General features: G+C 55.7%; 15 protein-coding genes and 2 pseudogenes. 9 read left to right on the top strand and 8 right to left on the bottom strand.

What is annotated here, in order from left to right:
- The 4 genes and pseudogenes from QP908_RS09555 to QP908_RS09570 all read left to right on the top strand — a co-directional run.
- Positions 1 to 685: IS6 family transposase (locus QP908_RS09555; RefSeq protein ID WP_284772161.1), on the top strand; the 685-nt coding region annotated here is incomplete at its 5' end.
- 75 nt (positions 686 to 760) lie between these two features.
- Positions 761 to 1,243: pseudogene (locus QP908_RS09560) on the top strand (transposase); the annotation flags it as partial.
- An 84-nt stretch (positions 1,244 to 1,327) separates the two neighbouring features.
- Entirely contained in the window at positions 1,328 to 2,131 is an 804-nt protein-coding gene (gene aph(3'')-Ib, locus QP908_RS09565) for an aminoglycoside O-phosphotransferase APH(3'')-Ib (RefSeq protein WP_001082319.1), read from the top strand.
- Positions 2,131 to 2,967 (top strand): aminoglycoside O-phosphotransferase APH(6)-Id, encoded by an 837-nt coding sequence (locus tag QP908_RS09570; RefSeq protein ID WP_000480968.1) that lies wholly within the window; start codon positions 2,131 to 2,133, stop codon positions 2,965 to 2,967. Before aph(3'')-Ib ends, QP908_RS09570 begins: the two co-directional genes overlap by 1 nt.
- A 105-nt stretch (positions 2,968 to 3,072) precedes the next feature.
- Here the strand turns inward: QP908_RS09570 and QP908_RS09575 are convergent.
- The 3 genes and pseudogenes from QP908_RS09575 to QP908_RS11845 form a co-directional block, all read right to left on the bottom strand.
- A pseudogene (locus QP908_RS09575) lies at positions 3,073 to 3,171 on the bottom strand (IS481 family transposase); the annotation flags it as partial.
- Positions 3,171 to 4,346, bottom strand: coding sequence for a chloramphenicol efflux MFS transporter Cmx (cmx, locus tag QP908_RS09580; RefSeq protein ID WP_042529219.1), 1,176 nt, complete (start codon positions 4,344 to 4,346; stop codon positions 3,171 to 3,173). The pseudogene QP908_RS09575 and the gene cmx, both read right to left, overlap by 1 nt.
- Before the next feature lie 21 nt (positions 4,347 to 4,367).
- Positions 4,368 to 4,421, bottom strand: a complete 54-nt coding sequence (locus QP908_RS11845) for a chloramphenicol resistance leader peptide (RefSeq protein ID WP_011113070.1) — start codon at positions 4,419 to 4,421, stop codon at positions 4,368 to 4,370.
- Between the two features lie 520 nt (positions 4,422 to 4,941).
- Between QP908_RS11845 and QP908_RS09585 the strand changes: the two genes are divergently transcribed.
- The 3 genes from QP908_RS09585 to QP908_RS09595 all read left to right on the top strand — a co-directional run bounded on the left by QP908_RS09585 (position 4,942) and on the right by QP908_RS09595 (position 6,293).
- Positions 4,942 to 5,205, top strand: coding sequence for a hypothetical protein (locus tag QP908_RS09585; RefSeq protein WP_284772162.1), 264 nt, complete (start codon positions 4,942 to 4,944; stop codon positions 5,203 to 5,205).
- Complete coding sequence (locus QP908_RS09590) at positions 5,205 to 5,798, top strand: recombinase family protein (protein ID WP_284772163.1); 594 nt, start codon at positions 5,205 to 5,207, stop codon at positions 5,796 to 5,798. The genes QP908_RS09585 and QP908_RS09590 overlap by 1 nt, the downstream gene beginning before the upstream one ends.
- A 306-nt stretch (positions 5,799 to 6,104) precedes the next feature.
- Complete coding sequence (locus QP908_RS09595) at positions 6,105 to 6,293, top strand: hypothetical protein (RefSeq protein WP_284772164.1); 189 nt, start codon at positions 6,105 to 6,107, stop codon at positions 6,291 to 6,293.
- A 930-nt stretch (positions 6,294 to 7,223) separates the two neighbouring features.
- On the opposite strand, the gene QP908_RS09600 is transcribed toward QP908_RS09595, so the two are convergent.
- The gene (locus tag QP908_RS09600) at positions 7,224 to 7,487 is read right to left on the bottom strand and encodes a hypothetical protein (RefSeq protein ID WP_284772165.1); all 264 of its coding nucleotides are present in this window, start codon (positions 7,485 to 7,487) and stop codon (positions 7,224 to 7,226) included.
- A gap of 247 nt (positions 7,488 to 7,734) precedes the next feature.
- Here QP908_RS09600 and QP908_RS09605 point away from each other — a divergent pair, with 247 nt between their 5' ends.
- The gene (locus QP908_RS09605) at positions 7,735 to 8,160 is read left to right on the top strand and encodes a YjdF family protein (RefSeq protein ID WP_284772166.1); all 426 of its coding nucleotides are present in this window, start codon (positions 7,735 to 7,737) and stop codon (positions 8,158 to 8,160) included.
- Positions 8,161 to 8,344: 184 nt separating this feature from the next.
- On the opposite strand, the gene QP908_RS09610 is transcribed toward QP908_RS09605, so the two are convergent.
- A complete protein-coding gene (locus QP908_RS09610; RefSeq protein WP_284772167.1) occupies positions 8,345 to 9,064 on the bottom strand; it encodes a 3'-5' exonuclease in 720 nt (239 codons plus the stop codon).
- A gap of 110 nt (positions 9,065 to 9,174) precedes the next feature.
- Between QP908_RS09610 and QP908_RS09615 the strand changes: the two genes are divergently transcribed.
- Complete coding sequence (locus tag QP908_RS09615; RefSeq protein WP_284772168.1) at positions 9,175 to 9,414, top strand: hypothetical protein; 240 nt, start codon at positions 9,175 to 9,177, stop codon at positions 9,412 to 9,414.
- Between the two features lie 29 nt (positions 9,415 to 9,443).
- Here the strand turns inward: QP908_RS09615 and QP908_RS09620 are convergent, their stop codons facing one another.
- The 3 genes from QP908_RS09620 to QP908_RS11850 all read right to left on the bottom strand — a co-directional run bounded on the left by QP908_RS09620 (position 9,444) and on the right by QP908_RS11850 (position 17,508).
- Positions 9,444 to 10,562, bottom strand: a complete 1,119-nt coding sequence (locus tag QP908_RS09620; RefSeq protein ID WP_284772169.1) for a hypothetical protein — start codon at positions 10,560 to 10,562, stop codon at positions 9,444 to 9,446.
- Between the two features lie 527 nt (positions 10,563 to 11,089).
- Positions 11,090 to 12,040, bottom strand: coding sequence for a replication protein RepA (locus tag QP908_RS09625; protein WP_284772170.1), 951 nt, complete (start codon positions 12,038 to 12,040; stop codon positions 11,090 to 11,092).
- 356 nt (positions 12,041 to 12,396) lie between these two features.
- Complete coding sequence (locus tag QP908_RS11850) at positions 12,397 to 17,508, bottom strand: helicase-like domain-containing protein (protein ID WP_350338378.1); 5,112 nt, start codon at positions 17,506 to 17,508, stop codon at positions 12,397 to 12,399.
- Between the last annotated feature and the right edge of the window lie 315 nt (positions 17,509 to 17,823).

The following is a 17,823-nucleotide window of genomic DNA, read 5'->3' on the forward strand; positions in this document are numbered from 1 at the left end:
CCCCCGTGACATCATCCTGTGGGCAGTGCGGTGGTACTGCCGCTACGGGGTGAGCTACCGCGATCTCGAAGAAATGATGACCGAGCGGGGTGTGCCAGTCGATCACACCACGATCTACCGCTGGGTGCAGAAATACGCCCCTGAGCTGGATAAGCAGACGCGCTGGTACCGGCAGGTACCCGACTGGCAGGCCAGTTCCTGGCGGGTGGATGAGACCTACATCCGGGTCGGCGGGAAGTGGTGCTATCTCTACCGGGCTATTACCGCCGGTGGGCAGACCCTGGACTTTTATCTCTCCCCGAAGCGCAATGTCGCGGCGGCCAAGCGTTTCCTGGCCAAGACCCTGAGGTCGAATACGACAGCCGGGTCCCCGCGGGTGATTAATACAGATAAGGCACCAGCTCTGGCCAGGGCAATATCCGAGCTGAAGGCGGAGGGAATCTGCCCTCAGACGGTGGAGCACCGGCAGGTGAAATACCTGAACAACGTTATCGAGGGAGATCATGGCCGACTTAAAAGAATCCTGGGGCCGAAGGGAGCGTTCAAAAACCGAATTTCCGCCTACCGGACGTTGAAAGGGATGGAAGCGATGCATTCATTACGGAAAGGCCAGGGGACGATGTTTGCTTACGGGCAACCGAACCCGGACGCGGTGATCGTCAGCCGGATATTCGAGACAGCTTAAGCACCCCGGAGCAAGGACAACTAATGTCTTGAGGTTGGGCTTTTCGACCCTGGCCCAACTTTGCAACAGCACCATATCACCTACCTGCCGTGTAAGGGCGGCAAGAACATGTACCTGGCCACGGTCATCGACGTCTACTCGCGCAAACTTGTCGGACATGCACTCGCAGACCACATGCGAGTATCGCTGGTTATCGAAGCTTTGTCCCATGCCAGCAAGGTTCGTGGAAGCCTCAACGGGGCAATTTTCCATTCTGATCACGGCAGCGTGTACACCTCACAAGCCTTTAGGAACTATTGCTCGTCGTTGGGTGTGCGCCAGTCTATGGGAGCGGTAGGAACGAGTGCTGATAACGCCCTAGCAGAATCGTTTAACGCCACGCTCAAGCGGGAAATCTTGCGTGACAGGAAAGTCTTTGACAATCCGATCTCCTGCCGCCAAGAAGTCTTCCGGTGGTGCATGCGCTACAACACCCGCAGACGGCACTACTGGTGCAACCTTCTAGCTCCTGATGTCTTTGAAGCCGAGAATTCAGCTACACTGACTAGAGCAGCATAGCTAACCCCCGACGTGTCCACTTTCCGGGGGTCAGGCCCAGTTGAGCCACCTCCGCGCTTCATCAGAAAACTGAAGGAACCTCCATTGAATCGAACTAATATTTTTTTTGGTGAATCGCATTCTGACTGGTTGCCTGTCAGAGGCGGAGAATCTGGTGATTTTGTTTTTCGACGTGGTGACGGGCATGCCTTCGCGAAAATCGCACCTGCTTCCCGCCGCGGTGAGCTCGCTGGAGAGCGTGACCGCCTCATTTGGCTCAAAGGTCGAGGTGTGGCTTGCCCCGAGGTGATCAACTGGCAGGAGGAACAGGAGGGTGCATGCTTGGTGATAACGGCAATTCCGGGAGTACCGGCGGCTGATCTGTCTGGAGCGGATTTGCTCAAAGCGTGGCCGTCAATGGGGCAGCAACTTGGCGCTGTTCACAGCCTATCGGTTGATCAATGTCCGTTTGAGCGCAGGCTGTCGCGAATGTTCGGACGCGCCGTTGATGTGGTGTCCCGCAATGCCGTCAATCCCGACTTCTTACCGGACGAGGACAAGAGTACGCCGCAGCTCGATCTTTTGGCTCGTGTCGAACGAGAGCTACCGGTGCGGCTCGACCAAGAGCGCACCGATATGGTTGTTTGCCATGGTGATCCCTGCATGCCGAACTTCATGGTGGACCCTAAAACTCTTCAATGCACGGGTCTGATCGACCTTGGGCGGCTCGGAACAGCAGATCGCTATGCCGATTTGGCACTCATGATTGCTAACGCCGAAGAGAACTGGGCAGCGCCAGATGAAGCAGAGCGCGCCTTCGCTGTCCTATTCAATGTATTGGGGATCGAAGCCCCCGACCGCGAACGCCTTGCCTTCTATCTGCGATTGGACCCTCTGACTTGGGGTTGATGTTCATGCCGCCTGTTTTTCCTGCTCATTGGCACGTTTCGCAACCTGTTCTCATTGCGGACACCTTTTCCAGCCTCGTTTGGAAAGTTTCATTGCCAGACGGGACTCCTGCAATCGTCAAGGGATTGAAACCTATAGAAGACATTGCTGATGAACTGCGCGGGGCCGACTATCTGGTATGGCGCAATGGGAGGGGAGCAGTCCGGTTGCTCGGTCGTGAGAACAATCTGATGTTGCTCGAATATGCCGGGGAGCGAATGCTCTCTCACATCGTTGCCGAGCACGGCGACTACCAGGCGACCGAAATTGCAGCGGAACTAATGGCGAAGCTGTATGCCGCATCTGAGGAACCCCTGCCTTCTGCCCTTCTCCCGATCCGGGATCGCTTTGCAGCTTTGTTTCAGCGGGCGCGCGATGATCAAAACGCAGGTTGTCAAACTGACTACGTCCACGCGGCGATTATAGCCGATCAAATGATGAGCAATGCCTCGGAACTGCGTGGGCTACATGGCGATCTGCATCATGAAAACATCATGTTCTCCAGTCGCGGCTGGCTGGTGATAGATCCCGTCGGTCTGGTCGGTGAAGTGGGCTTTGGCGCCGCCAATATGTTCTACGATCCGGCTGACAGAGACGACCTTTGTCTCGATCCTAGACGCATTGCACAGATGGCGGACGCATTCTCTCGTGCGCTGGACGTCGATCCGCGTCGCCTGCTCGACCAGGCGTACGCTTATGGGTGCCTTTCCGCAGCTTGGAACGCGGATGGAGAAGAGGAGCAACGCGATCTAGCTATCGCGGCCGCGATCAAGCAGGTGCGACAGACGTCATACTAGATATCAAGCGACTTCTCCTATCCCCTGGGAACACATCAATCTTACCGGAGAATATCGTTGGCCAAAGCCTTAGCGTAGGATTTCGCCCTCTCCCGCAAACGACCCCATCTTTGCGGCGATCGTGGCCGGATAGCCGTCTTCGACAATCAGCCGAGCTAACCGGAGACGGGCACGAGGAGTGAGAAGAGCGTTCGGATGGGTCATCAATTGGCCTCCGCCGCGGTCTTCGTAAGCGCGCGTCTGGTGAGAAGCATGATGACGAGAGCGATCGCTGTCAGCACCGAAGCGACCCAAACCGGCGCGAGCAGCCCCAGCCCGGTCGCGAGCCCGAGCGCACCAAGCACGGGCCCCGCTGCAGCTCCGATATTCAATGCTGCGGTTGCGTACGAACCGCCCATCGTTGGCGCACCCGATGCTGCATACAGCACACGCGTGATCAGAGTACTGCCGACGCCGAACGACAGGAATCCCTGAACGAGGACGAGGACGATAAGCGCAACGGGATGAGATGCGACCACTGCCAACACGATCCAGCCTGTCAGCAATAGCGGTCCGCCGACTGCGAGCACGAGGCCAGGTCGTTGATCTGATAGTCGTCCTGCGATCGTGACGCCAAGGAACGATCCGATGCCGAACATCACCAGCGCGACGGACACCCACGCTTCGGCCAAGCCCGCGGTCTCGGTCACGATGGGTGCCAGGAAGGTGAATGCCGCAAAGGTCCCTCCGTTGATCAGCGCTCCGAGTGCCATGGCCAGGATGAGCCGCGGCGTCGCCAACTGGCTGAGCTCGACACGGAGCCTTGGTGAGGTCGCGCTAGTCTCGCTCCGACCAACATTGTTCGTGACGCCACGAATGACTCCAACGGCCGCGGGAATACAGAGGATGGCGATCGCCCAGAACGTCGTTCGCCAGCCCAGCGCTGTGCCGAGCAGTGCCCCGGCGGGGACGCCCACGACGGTTGCGATCGTCGTGCCGGAGAGCAGGATCGACAGTGCACGCCCCTTCTGGTTCGCTGGCACGAGGGTAGTGGCCGTGCTCAGTGCTACGGCGAGGAATCCTGCGTTTGCGAGAGCGCTGAGCACCCGGGTGATGAGCAGGAGAGAGAACACTGGTGTCATCGCTCCGATGACGTGGCTTCCCGCGAACACGAGAAGGCAAACGATCAATGTGAGCCGCGGTGGCCAACGGCGAGCGAATGCCGCCATCACTGGCGCGCCGACGACCGTACCGACTGCGAATGCGGAGGTCAGCAGGCCCGCAGTGCCGACCGAGACGTCAAGTTCGGTCGCGATCGCGGGGAGCAATCCCGCGAGCATGAATTCTGAAGTGCCCATGACGAAGACCGCCAGGGCAAGCATGTAGAGGGCAAAAGGCATCGAGTACTCCGAGGTGTGAGATCAAGAAATGGTTCTTCTTGTCACCACGGCCAGCGCCCCGGGTACGCCAGACATACGCCCACACAGATCGTGGGCGTCGTAACTAGTGGTTCAAGGGGCTGGCGGTGTGACCGACAACCCCTGACCTGTCTGATTCGGGACTCGACATGCCCCAAACTCTAACATGCCTTCAAGCGGTCTGGACAGATACTTCTTGAATCGGCACGGTGTCATTACGGGCGGGGGCCAGAACAACGTCCCTGGACATCACACCTAGGACAGATCTAACGGCCTCCATTTGCCGAATGCGCTTCTTCTCTAACTTACTATCGGCGAGAGATTTTTCCTTTTGCTTGTCAACTTTCCGGTTTCTAACGTAATTGAAAAGTATTGTCGCAAAAGACCCGACGACCGCCCCAGATCCACTCCACGCTAAAAAATCAATCATTCCATCTCCGTAGGTAATATTAGTTATATAGAGTACACCCTATTGTTACGCGCTTTTCAGCCGGTAAGTTACGTGTAAAATAAGGCAGATTCGATAATTATTTTACACCTGTATAATGGGGTCAAGGCCTTATCTATACAGAAAGTGGTGAGTGTGGTGTTGTCGTCTGATGGTTTCCATATTGAAAGTCATATTGACTCTGTGCCCGCGTTGGCGCGGGTGAAAGATCTGCATGATGGGTTGTCGTCGGGGCAGCAGGCGTTGGGCAGGATTGTACAATCCTTGCTTGCTGACGCTGATGGTCTCGACGGGGCACAGTTGGCTGCCTTGGCGCGGGTGGTTGAGTCATATCGTGATGCGGTCATCGCCCAGGAGAATGCTGCCTTTAACCCCTCGCGGGGCGAAGACTAATGGGCAATGACTCTGGTTCGCATGGGCAGCGGGTGGGGTACATCCGTGTCTCGACGGTGGAGCAGAATAATCAGCGTCAAAAAGAACTGCTCAATGCTTCCGGCAGGATTGACCGGTTCTTTGAGGATAAGATTTCCGGCCGCACTAAAACAGAGCGTCCTGGACTTGTCGAGTGTATGGCCTATGTGCGCGACGGTGACGAACTCGTCGTCTCGTCGATTGACCGCCTCGCCCGATCGCTAACCGATCTGCGCGGTATTGTTGATGAACTCACCGACAAGGGCGTGACTGTTACTTTCCTGCACGAGAACCTTGTCTTTGCGAAAGACACTACAGATCCACGCGCGGATTTAATGCTCGGCATTTTGGGTTCGTTTGCGGAGTTTGAGCGAGCCATTATCCGCGAGCGCCAGGCGGAAGGTATTGCGTTGGCGAAAAAGGCCGGCAAGTACAAAGGCCGCAAACCAGCCCTAAACCCGCAGCAGGTAGCAGAGATTAAGCAGCGCGTGCTGGCAGGGGAGTCGAAAGCAGCCTTGGCGCGAGAGTTTGGGGTCACTCGCCCTACGGTGTATCGGGCGTTGAAAAACGCCTAAAGCGGCACAGCCGTATCGGTAAATCTGCGCACCCGTCAGTGCTGCCATATGTCTTGCCATATGGCGGGACATATGTTTCGACATATGTTATATCGTATGTTCGCCCTCACGTAGTGCTACCTGCACGTTTGCAGAATACTCAAGAAATGAAAGCTGCCTTGTAAGCGTGGTGCGCACGTTCTCCATCACGCGCATGAAAGAGAGGGTCGACTCTCCGAAGCTATTTTTGGAGCCTGAAAGAGGCTTCTAGGAAAAGGGAGAAATCCCCCGCGGTGAGTTTTTATTTTGAATAATGGCGCTATGGACATGGATAAGGTACAGAAGATAAAAATCGGAGTTTTGCTCGCCTTAACGGTTGTCTCTTTAGTGCTTCTCGTTTTATGGCTGACTGATGTAATAGGGTTCGGCCCAGTGGCTATTTTCATTATTGTTCAAACTGTCGCTTCTGTGGGAGTGCGTATGTGGGCGGAAAACGCAGGGAACAAGCCGGAGTAAGCGAGATACCACAGTGGCGGTAGATGCGCCGCCTTTTCTTCTACAACCACCACAAGACGCGGGCGGGGACGCGGCCCCTTCACCGGTACCGCCTACCCGCACCGGCCCGCGTGACATGTCTCGCCATATGGCAGGACATACGCTTTAGCATATGTCCACCCGCATGTAGCTCTACCTGCGGGTTCGTATGCTCATCCTCAACGCGTAGGCGAGGCAATCGATAGATGTAAGTGCGCCTACAGGTAGCTCTGTGGGCGTTTTACCTCGTGCATGACTTTATGAAGGCGGAGGTGGAATCACGCTTCTAGGTCTTGTCAGGTGTGGCTGCTAGCGTTAGTGCTGGTTCACAATCATGCCCCGCTACTTGTGGTGGGGTGTGGGCGTGGCTTCCTCGTCGGTGCGCGGTAAGGCCCGCGCGTGACGTGGGCTGTCCCGCGCGCCTTTTTCAGGCGAGCGGACAACCCTACGACGTAAAGGGAGGTAGACAATGGGTAAACACTCATTGGATACACCCGGTCACAAGAGAAAAGACCCCGCCACCAAAGGAGCTGCAATCCTTAACCTGGTGAGCGGAGTCCTCAACGTTGTGACCGCTACCGTGAGGCTCATTGCGGTGATGCTTCACGTGGGTCTTTAGGCCCGAGGGCCTCAACCGAGTAGCAGTCGGTTGGGGCCCTTTTTATTGTGCAGCCGCAATTCAGGGATGAACTGTGCTGTCATGTTTTAGGCTAATGGGCGCGCGGAGGTTTCGCAATACTCCCGCACTGAGCCCGTAGCCCCCTTTTCTCTGCTGTGGACGGAAATCTGCATAGTCGTTTGCCCACCTCTGTGCGCCCGCAAGTCCTGCCATATGGCAGAACATATGGTGTGGCATATGTTATAGCGTATGTTCAGCCATATGCTAAAGCATATACTCTGTGTTATGCAGGTTTACCTGCCGGTTCTTGCGTTTAGGCGGAGTCCGAAAATGGTAGTCCACAGGGCTAGTAGGCCGAAGGCGATGAGCAGTGCGGCCAGTTCTCGCGAGAAGCCAGCCTGGGTGAAAAGGAAAGAGGGGGCAAGGATCATTGCTGCACTTATGCTGCCTCCAAGCGCGGCGTAATACATACGGTCTTGCGACTGTTCGCGGCGGATGGTCTGGATGATTAAGACGAAAACTACTGCGAGTGCGGCGAGGGTGATCGTCGTGTACATTCCTTCTCCTTTCGGCTGGTGCCCATTTTATCGATGAGGGTGTGCACGGTCTGTGTGCTGCGTTTTCCAAGAGTCAGGGTGTGTTAGTGTTATCCCCCGTAAGATCCTGATGCGCAAAACGCACAGTCTCAGTAGGAAGTCTGAGCGATAGCACTAACCGGTGCTATCCGTCGCTTTAGCTCTTGTTCTCATGAGAGTTAAAGAATCCGGCGTCGTCAGGTCCGCTTTAGCGTACCTGGAGACAACTATGCCTGCTCAATTCACCCTTTATCATGATGGACAATTTTGGTGCGGAGTCTACGAGACTTCCAGCAACAACCAACTCCGCGCCGTCCGAGTAGTTTTCGGCCCAGAACCTAATAATGCCGAACTCTATAAGTGGCTACTCGTCAATGGTTCTTCCCTAGTAAAACGCGCCCATCGCTCCGTACCTATACCTGGCACTATTGAAGAGCCACAACGAGGAAATCCCAAACGCCTACAGCGGAAAATCAATAAGGAGCAACGTAAGACTTCAGGTGTGTCCTCGAAAGCCCAAGAAGCAACAAAGTTAAATTTCGAACTAGCTAACGCAAACAAAAAGAAAGCTTCTCGGATCGCTCGGCACAAAGAAGCACAACGGAAATTTCAGATTCGTGCCATGAAAAAGAAGGCCAAACATAAAGGCAAGTAGTCGAAGACATCAAAGCGAGTTGCCATACAGCGAGAGCAAAGCTGTGTAGTCGTGTGTCTACTTCTGCACACCCGCGAGGCCTGCCATATGGCAAGACATATGGCAGAACATATGTTTAGGCATATGCTAAAGCATATGTCCACCAGTATGGACTGCTGTGGTTAGTGTTTGTGCTGGTGGGTGTCTATATTTCGCGGGGCAGCAGTGGGGTGGCGTGGCTTGTACGCCAGGTGTTGGTGGCGCGGAATGCTTGACCTTGACGCAAAATCTTGCGGCCAATTTCGCCGCGCTTGAAACCGAAAAGGGCGTGGAGCATGTTTACTGTGGCGGTCGCATCGGCTGCTGCTGCGTGCGCGTCCGGATTATCCAGTCCCAGGCGGTCTAGGAGTGCAGGCAGGTTGTAGGGGCCACGGTCGAGTACTTGCTTGGCAAGGTCAATGGTGTCAATGAAGGGGAAGAACTCGTCCTCGTCCTCGTCGACTCCAGTCATGCGGTCTGTCTCGGCGATGATCATTTTTGAGTCGAAGGGGGCGTTGTGGGCAAATAGATGCATGCCGTCGATGTAGCTAGTGAAGTCCCCATACACCTCGCTAAAGGTTGGGGCAGTAGTCACCATGTCGTTGGTAATTCCGTGAATGTGGGAGTTTTTAATGGCCTTGCCGTCAGGGTTGAGCAGTGTGTGCCAGGAGTCGACGGGGTTGAAGTGGCTGTCTGCGCGCACGGCAGCAATTTCAATGATGCGGTCGTAGCGCTTGTTAAAGCCAGTGGTTTCGGTGTCAATGACGGCAAAGACTGGATCGCCTGGTGTGCGTGGGGTGTAGCGGTTGAGGAGGTTGTCTAAAAAGCCCATGGCCTCAAGGGTAGAGGTCTCTACCGACATGCCGGCCTGGACGCTATCGAACATAGCGACAGCGTGGATTTCTGTGGACAACTACACCAGCACCGTGGGAGTTATACACAGGGCGGGCATGGTTGGTCTTTCGTGGCAGGCGTGGGTGTGGTTGCCTTAGTGCTATGAGCACTTCGCAGGACTATCCGAACTCCACCCCAACTCCCGCTACTACGACCGCTGAGGGTGGTCAGCGGCGGGGGCCGAGTCTGCGGGATATTTCCCCGCAGGAGTTAAATGCTGCCACCCAGTACATGATTGATGAGCTTATGAGTCAAGGCATGAGCGAGGAGGAAGCCATAGAGTATTTAGAGCGTGAGGTGGAAGAGGCTATCCCTGATGATTTCTGGGAAAGCACCGACTAAGGACTAAGCCTGTTCCGGCTCCGGCGCGGTTAGAGCTCGGCGTCTTGGTCGTCTTCGTGCTGTTCCTCTAGCTCTGGTGCGATGCCTTCGGTCTGGTTGTCGTGTGCGCTATCTACGGTCTGGTCGCCGGTAGAAGTCCCGTCTAGTCCGAGGCTTTCAATGAAGTCGAGGCCTTCCTGCGCCCCTGGTGCAAGGTCTGTCTTGTAGTCAGTAAAGCGTGAGAGCACAGTAGCGAGGTTGTTGCGCTCCTGTGGGCCGTGTGGGGTGGTGGCCTCGGGGCGGATAGTGTCTATCCATTGGTGTGCGCAGACATGCAGGCGGGTGGCGATAGCGTCGAGTTCCTCACGGTTGAGGAAATCCGGGACAGTGATGCCGTCTTGCTCGGTGGTCTGGTCTTTAAAGAGGCCAGTAAAAACGCGAGTGGCACTGTGGGTGAAAAAGTCTGCGGTGGTTTTCCACCTGTCGTGGAATACGTCCGGGTTGGTCTCCTGGTTTCCGAAAAGTCCTGTGCGGGCGCATTCGTTGAGTGTGTCGCCTTGCAAGGTGTAGGCATTAGCGGCGAACACTGCGCGGGTGGCCGTGCTTAAGTTTCTTTCTAGTGGTTCGGTGGTGTTGATGGTCAGCCGGTAGCGCGGGCCAGCATTCTCGTCTTGGGGGAGTATGCGGAAGCGGGTCTTAGCGCTTTCTGCGGTGAGGTATGTGCCTACGGTGTGGGTGAGGTGAACGTCTACGAGGTTTGAGTCGTCGAGTTGTTCCAGCATGGTCTCTAGCAGCTGCTGGCGCGTATCAGGGCGCTTAGCACTCACGCGGTAGCGGTGGGAGGCTAAGCCTTTAGTGTTCATACTGTCGGCGCCGAGTGGGGTAGAAGACTCCGCGAGGTGTTCTAGTTCGTCTTTGTCCCAGCCCGGGTAGGCAGCAGTGGCTTCTAAGAAGCGGCTCCAGGTGCGGGAGTCATGCAGATTACTGTCCTGCACTGAAGCAGTAGGAGCAGTGGGGAAAGTGTAGTTGTAGCGGGTCTGGCTGTAGGCCTGCATGATGGAAGCGCCAAGTTCTAGTGGAGAGGTGGTCTCTTGGGCTTCTAGGCGCTCTAGGATTGCTTCGAGGTTGTCTCGAAAGTTCGGGTCGTCGATGTAGCGCTTGTAGACCACTGCCTTGCCTTCCCTGTCCCGTGGTTCTTTTCCAAGAAAGTCTAGAAGACACAAGGCTACGTGGAGGGTTATAGGACTGTGGTTGTTGTGGGATGTTTTAGTGGCAACCAAATCTTTGATTTGGGCGGCAGCCCAACGAGCCGCTAGGCGAGGCGGGAGCATAAACCGTAACCCGTAGTGAACGGTTGTGTTGGTTGATCGGTCGGGGATATAGATCTACAGGGATATAGTTATAAGCCACCTGGGAAAATAGATGAACCCGCAGGTAAAACCCTGTGGATAACTACCCCAGGGGTGGTAAATATGCGCACGAGGGGTGGTAAATATGCGCACGAGGGGTGGTAAATATGCGCACGAGGGGTGGTAAATATGCGCAAGCAGAAAACAAGGGGTGGTAAATATGCGCAGCCTGAACTGCGAAAACTCCGAGGGGTGGTAAATATGCGCACGAGGGGTGGTAAATATGCGCAAGCAGGTCTTAGCTAAAAAGAAAGCGCCCCGGAGGGCGCTGGTTCGTCGGGATTGGGTCAGTCGAGTTCGGGACGGGGCGGTTTCTGCTGAACTGATGGAGCAGTTCTTGTGACCGTTACTCCGTCCGCGTTGGCTGTAATGCCAGCGTTGGGCCATGCGGTAGTGAGCTCAAGAATGGCTTTTTTGATCTCTTTGCGGAAGTTTTTTCGTGCGTCGCTGGAGTGTAGTTGCTTGGTGGCGAAGCTGGCGGCGATCATGTCCCAAGTGAAGGTGTAGGATTCGCGGTTGTTTTTAGCTAACCAGTATTGCTTTACGGTAAGCCAGATGTAAATGTCCATCGCTCGCGGTTTGTTAAGCTCGCGCAGCACATTGAGGTCGATGGGAATGGGGGATTCGGCAATGTGCTTGAAGAACTGGGGAGTGAGGACAAGTTCTGATTCCATGAAGCTTCCCTGGTTGGGGTCGCGTGGGTCGAACCAGAGGTTCCAGTCTTCGAGAATTTGGGTGTTGCGACCCCGTGCGTGAACCCCGTCGTCGCTTTGGACAGTGATTGCTGAACTAGCTAGGCGTAGGAGCTGGTCGCGGATTTTAGAGAGATTTCCATGCACGCCTCCGGTGCCGCGTCCGGTGACGCCGATTGCTTGAAGGAAGTGGCTCATGGAATGGCCTAGCGGAATGCGGCGGGCTTCTTCGTGGGTGATTTTTCCTTCTTTGAGGCGTCCGGCATTAGCTACGGCGCGGGTGATGATGTAGGCCATGATGAGGCGCGGGTACTTGCCGTATGGCAGGCCGTTGGGTGAGTAGACGCTGATGGTGCCTTCAGCAGTAGTTATTCTTCGTTCGTTGCTGTCTGGGTTGCGATAGGGGAAGAGTGCCTGGACGAAGAGTTTGGAGGTGTAGCCGACGTCTTGGGCTTGGAGAAGTTCTTGTGCAGTGTCGTGTTCTTGTTTGCGGGCTAGTTCTTTGACTGCTTCGAGCTTGGCGCGGCGCTCATCTCGGGTCTGCATGGTGCCTTAGTCTCCTTTCGGATTATCGACACCGCCCGTGTTGTGCTTTGCTCACTGTCCGTATGGAAGTGGTAAAGTCTTAACCGACACGGTGGTGTCGATTTTTGGTTTGAACCCCCGCTAGAGCGCCAACTCTATGATGCGGGGTTTCCTCATGTTTTGAGGAACGTGCGCGCCCTGGACTTGAACCGAGGGTGTGTGCCGCTCGCGCTGCGCACCCCACGAGTGTGGAGCGCGACTTTTATTTTCTCTGCCTATTAAATCACACCAATGTGATTAATTGCTGGATTCCTGCCGGAGAGTCTGCGCGTATTGCGCGTGCTGCGTTTATTGTACATGTTGCGCGATGGTGTGTGTTACAGCTCATTGCCGTTATCGTCCTCTTGCTCTTCGTCTAGGTTTATTTCTTCGTCTGGGGTCTGGGACGAGTTCTCTTCGTAAACGTCACTGTGGGAATTGTTGTTGTCTCCACCTCCGAGGTCGAGTCCTTCGAGGAAGTCCATGCTTGCCTGTGCTCCGGGGTGAAGCTCAGGGTCGGCAGGGGGATCCATTAGTGCGGTATCTCCTGCTGTGCGGGAGATAGGTTTGCTGTCTGGGTGGCAGACCATTCCTGTATCGCGCATGAACCCGGTGGGGTTGAGCTCTAGGGAGTAGCCGGGGCTGCGTCCTTTGCTGGCGAGTCGGCTGGCATATTCTTGGCGTCGGCGAACTTCTGCGTCGGAGGCGTCGAAGTCGGCCAGGCGTTGAGTGACCTTGTTGAGCTCTTTGCGTGCCGAGTCCAGCTGGTCTTGGTGGGGGAAGGACTCTGGGTCTCCGAGCTGGTCAATATTGTCGATGGTCTGCTGATGGTTGCTGATGTCAGCGCGGGTTTGGTCGACGCGGTCGGGGGCTGAGCGCACTGTGTTTTCTAGCTGGGTAAGCAGGCCGCTTTGTTTGTTCTTGATTTCTTCGGGCGTGATTCCCGAGTGCGCGTAGGTGGGGTCAATGACCCATTTTTCAATGGCGTCACGGCCTACTTGCCCGAAGTCGGATTTAACCTGAACGCTGCCATTAATCGCGTCGAAGCGTGCAGAAAACGAGATTCCAGCGATAGCGCCTACTGGCTGGTAGTCGGTGCTGCGCGAGTCTTTGACCTCTTTGAGACGGTCAATAAGGGCGCTTGTGGCTTCTTCGCGGGAGTCTTGCTGGGCGTGGTTAATATTCCACGTGCGCTCCTTTGAGTCGGTGTCTGCCCATTGTTCTGCTCGGTCTACGAGCCCTTCGGTTCGGTCTAGGCGACGTTGGGCGCGGGCGAGGTCTTCTTGTGCTTTCCTGCGGGTAAGAACGTTGGATTCAGCCAGTGCAGTGTGCTCATCGGCGGCAGCTTCGAGCTTTTCTACCTGTTTGGTGAGCTCTGCTTTACGTACGAAGTCAGGGTTTCCGGTAGCAATAGCCTTGTTTTGGGCCATGGCTTCTAGGTCGTTGTCTTCGAGCGGGGCAATGGAGCGCATGGAGCGGTCAGCATTCCAGAATTGGTTGGTAAACCGGCCTTTGCGCTCGATAGTGGCCCAGGAGTGCCCGTCGTAGGTTCCGCGTCCAATGTAGGTGTAGCGGGCGACTTCGTCGTTCTGGTTGCCTTGGCGGAAGAAGCGTCCGTCTTGCTGCTCTAGGTCGGCAGGACGCCAGGGAACGTCTACGTGGTGGATAGCAACGCCGCGAGATTGGATATTTGCGCCGGTGCCTAGCTTGGCCGTATTGGCAATAAGCACATCGACTTTGCCGTTATTGCAGTCGTCAAAAAGCTGGGTGCGTTTATTGTCCCAGTCGTGGATAAAGCGAATGCGGTCTTTATCCATGCCGGCTTCGACAAGCTGGTCGCGGATTGCCTCATACATGGAAAATGAGCCGTCAGGCTTGGGCACTCCTTTATCGCAGAAAATGAGCTGTAGACCACCGCGATTAGGCGAGATATTGCCCTGCTGGTCGGTGTATTCGTTGTCTTTATTGTCCTGCCATTCGCGCACGACGTTTTGGACAACGGCATGAACTCGACCGACGCCTTGGGCGGGCGGAAGGTTAGCCAATTCTGGCGAGAGCGTGGCGTTTTTGCCGTCGCTCATAATCTTTAGGGCATTGTCGATTTTGGGGTTGTCTGGCTGATTATCTTCGCGCCAGGAAAGATCTTGAATTAAGTCCTTGGTTTCTTGGTCTACGTCGAATTCCACGACGGTAGTCTCGCCACCTTTGACGCTGGGTAGCTTGCGCGGAATATCGTCGCGGGTGATGGTGTCGGCCATGGGCGCGCACATTTGGGCCAGCTCTGCAAGGTTTTCATAGCTGGCAATGCGGGTTTGTGGCTTGATTTTATTGCCAGCGGTAAAGCCAATTTCGCTGCGCTTCGAGGTGAAGTTTTGCGCCCAGGAGTTCACACCATGCATGCCTGCTTCGTGGAGAAGATCGGGCCGAAGATAGTTGAGCATGGTGTAGATTTCGGCGATGGAATTGGCAATAGGTGTACCCGTGGCAAAGGTGGCAATGGGGTGGTCGCTGCCTTTTTCTCCGCGTAGGTAGCGCAGTTTTACGTCGAGGTCAGTAGCGCGGTCGGAGCCTTCTTCGGCGAGGTCGGCCAGCTTGGATACGCGCCGGAGGTTTTTATAGTTGTGTGCCTCGTCGACAATGATGTAGTCGCCGCGCGTTTGATCCCAAGGGATTGTGTCACCGCGAGAAATCTTGTCGATTTTTTGGTTCATGCTCTGCTCGAACTTGTCGCGCTTTTGCTCAATGCGGCGCGTGTTATCGCGGCGGGTTTGCTCGTCTACCTCGTTGTCTTCGATTTCTTGCAGGTCTCGCTCGAACTCGTCTAAGACGCTGTCGCGGTAGTCGCGCAGGTAGTCTGCGGACATGCTCATCTCGCCGAACGAGCTCATAGAGACAATGACTAGCTCCCAGTCATTGGCTGCGGCTTGGGCAAGAAGACGCTGGCGGTCGTCTTTGCGGCTGCTGCCGCTGCGGGTTTCTACCAGCATATTTGCGCCGGGGAACCACTGCTTTGCCTCGATTCCGACCTGCTCTACGAGGTGGTTAGGAACCACCATCCAAGGCTGTTTAGCAACGCCTAGGCGCTTTAGCTCCATGGCTCCCATGAGCATGCTGCCGGTTTTGCCGGCGCCGACAACGTGGTTTAGCAGCACACCTGGTTCGTTGAGCATGCGCTCGACTGCGTTGAGCTGATACGGGTAGGGCTTGTAGCGGTCGCTAATGCCTGCAATCTCGCGGCGAGAACCGTCATAGCTGGGGGCAACAACGCCATTGAGAGTGCGGTTGTAGACGTCAACTAGACGCTCGTAGCGTTCTGGGTCTTGGGTGACCCAGCGGGAAAAGTGCTTTTCTAGTCCTTCTACCTTGGAACCGGCAAAGGCAGAAGCCTTGCGGTGGACGACTAGCGCATTTTCTCCGTAGCCTTTATCCAGCTTGGCGTATTTGGACATGTTGAGCTGCGGCGGGCGCATGTTCATGGTGTCTTCAATGAGCTTTGCTGCCGAGTAGACAGTGGCGTCGGCACCAGAGTGGGCGATACCAGCGTGGCTGAAATCCTTAAACTCTTCGTCATTGAAGTTGTATTGGCCATTTGCGTTAGCCGCGCGCACGCCCCATTTCAGATCGACTTCTTCTCGCGTGTGCCAATCCTTTGGAGTGCTGACAAACCATTCATCGGCGCGGTTGTTTACTGTGACTCGATTGTGCAGGCTGGCGGGAATATCCAAGGTGTCAATGATGAAATCGCGGTAGACATCATCGGGTATCCACGTAGCACCTAGACTCATCTTGATTCCGCTGGTGACCTTGTCCGGCAAGGCTTCTTCCAAGCCGGTGACATTGGGAAGAAAGCGCGGATCGTCTTGTGCGACCTGGCGGGCAGTTTCCAGCTTGGGGTAGATAGACCCAGAAAGGTACTTGGTTGCTGGAACCCACTCGTCAGGGCGGTGCGGGTGGCGAAAGGCCACCTTATTTTCGGCCAGCTCGCGCGCTAGAGCGTCTTCGTCGGTATTTCCCAAAAGCTCTGCAAAGGTGGCAGTAGTCATCGGCAGGTTATGGTTTTGGGCGATAACTACCGCGTCCTGGGCCGAATCGGCACTGGTAGGAGTGTCGACAGAGCGCAGTGGGTTAGTAGTAAACAGTGGGCCCTTGGTGGCCTGCTGGGTATCGTCATTGAAGTCTTCGAGTGCTAGAACAGCCGTGACATACGGGTCGCGGCGCAGTGCGCCAGAAAGGTGCAATTGCTTGCGCTGCTCGCGGGTGCTGGGCTGCTTGGCTTCGTCCCATAGCCGGGCGGTGACTTCCTCGGGCAGTTCACCCTCGAAGGGGCGATCATCAACGGCGTTGTGCTTTCGCCATAGGTCAACCTTTTTCTCGAAGTCGGCCGATATACGCTCCGGTGTCTTTTCCTTGGCGGCTTGGACAGTAAAGCGGTTAAGCGGGCCGTAGGTGCTGGCGTAAGCGTCGTATTGGGTGTTAAGAACCTCGCGTAGTGCGGGAAGCTCGTCTTCTTGTCCCTCGCGGCAGGCTTCTAGGACTGCTTCGGTGGTGTTGCGCAGGTCAACAATGGCTTTCCATTCCTGCTGGTATTTCTTAGCGCATTTGACGTCTTCCCATGTGGACTCGCCGCTGCTGCCGATGGGGTTAAGCTGCTGGAATTGCACGCTGCCGTCGTCGTTGTCGATATAGCGCAATGCTCCCAACGTGTCTTGGAGCTGTTCTCGGCGGGCTTCAATAAGGCCAGAGACGTCTAGTTGTTCGGCGTGGTTAATCGTTTCTGGGCTAGCGGTAAGCCCCTGGCCGTTGGCGACAGCAGTAGAAATATCGCGGCGTAAAATATCGCCTAGCTGGTCTGCCACGTTGTCCGTATTGTCGCTGCGTACCTCTAGGGTTGGCCCGAACTGGGAAGAGACTTCCTTCCACGTGCCGAGTACGTGGTCTGGATTGTCTGCGAAGAACTTGTTTATCGAGCGGGTGGTCTCGCCCACCGTAATGGACTGTTTCCGGCAGAATTCCTCGGTGCGCGCACTAGGTTCCTGATTTTTATCGCGGACACGGAAGACGAGAACGTCAGTGCCTACTTCGGTGCCAGCAAAATCGGCAAAAGCACCGTTTGAGCCGCCAGGCAGGCGCACGCCAGTGATGAAATCGGCGCGGTCAGTAAGTGCTTGCTGCACGCTGGTAGCCCCGCGCCCAGCCGAATCGGCAGAGTGCTGGGAGGTTAGAACAGCAACATAGCCGCCTGGGGCGGTCAAGTCGATGGACTTGGAAATGAAGTAGTTGTGCGTGGATAGGCCCGCGCGGTTGTGGTGCGGGTCGTAAGGTGCGGTCTGGGAGAAAGGAACATTGCCGATGGTGGCGACAAAGGAGTTATCGGCAATTGAGGTATCCGCGAAGTCTTCGCGGCGAATCTGCGACTCGGGGTAGCGAGCATTAGCGATAAGCGCGCTCATAGGGTCGCGCTCAATGCCTACAACGTCTGCACCTTCGGGCGCTGCGTCAATAAATCCACCTGCTCCAACTCCGGGTTCGAGCACCTTTCCCTCGGTATATCCTGCGGTGCGAAGGCTGTCCCAGATAGTAGAAGTAAGGCTTGGGGGAGTGTAATAGGCAGTAAGAATTGTGCGCCTAGCTGCCGTGTATTCGTCGTCGCTTAGTAGATCGCGAAGACGCTGGCGGGCAGGTGCGTAGCGCTCGTTGTGTTCATCGAAGACCTGGGAGAAAGCACCCCAAGAGCGGTATTGTTCCAGCGCCTGGCGCTGGCTATC

Source organism: Corynebacterium sp. MSK204 (assembly GCF_030229885.1).
GTDB lineage: Bacteria > Actinomycetota > Actinomycetes > Mycobacteriales > Mycobacteriaceae > Corynebacterium.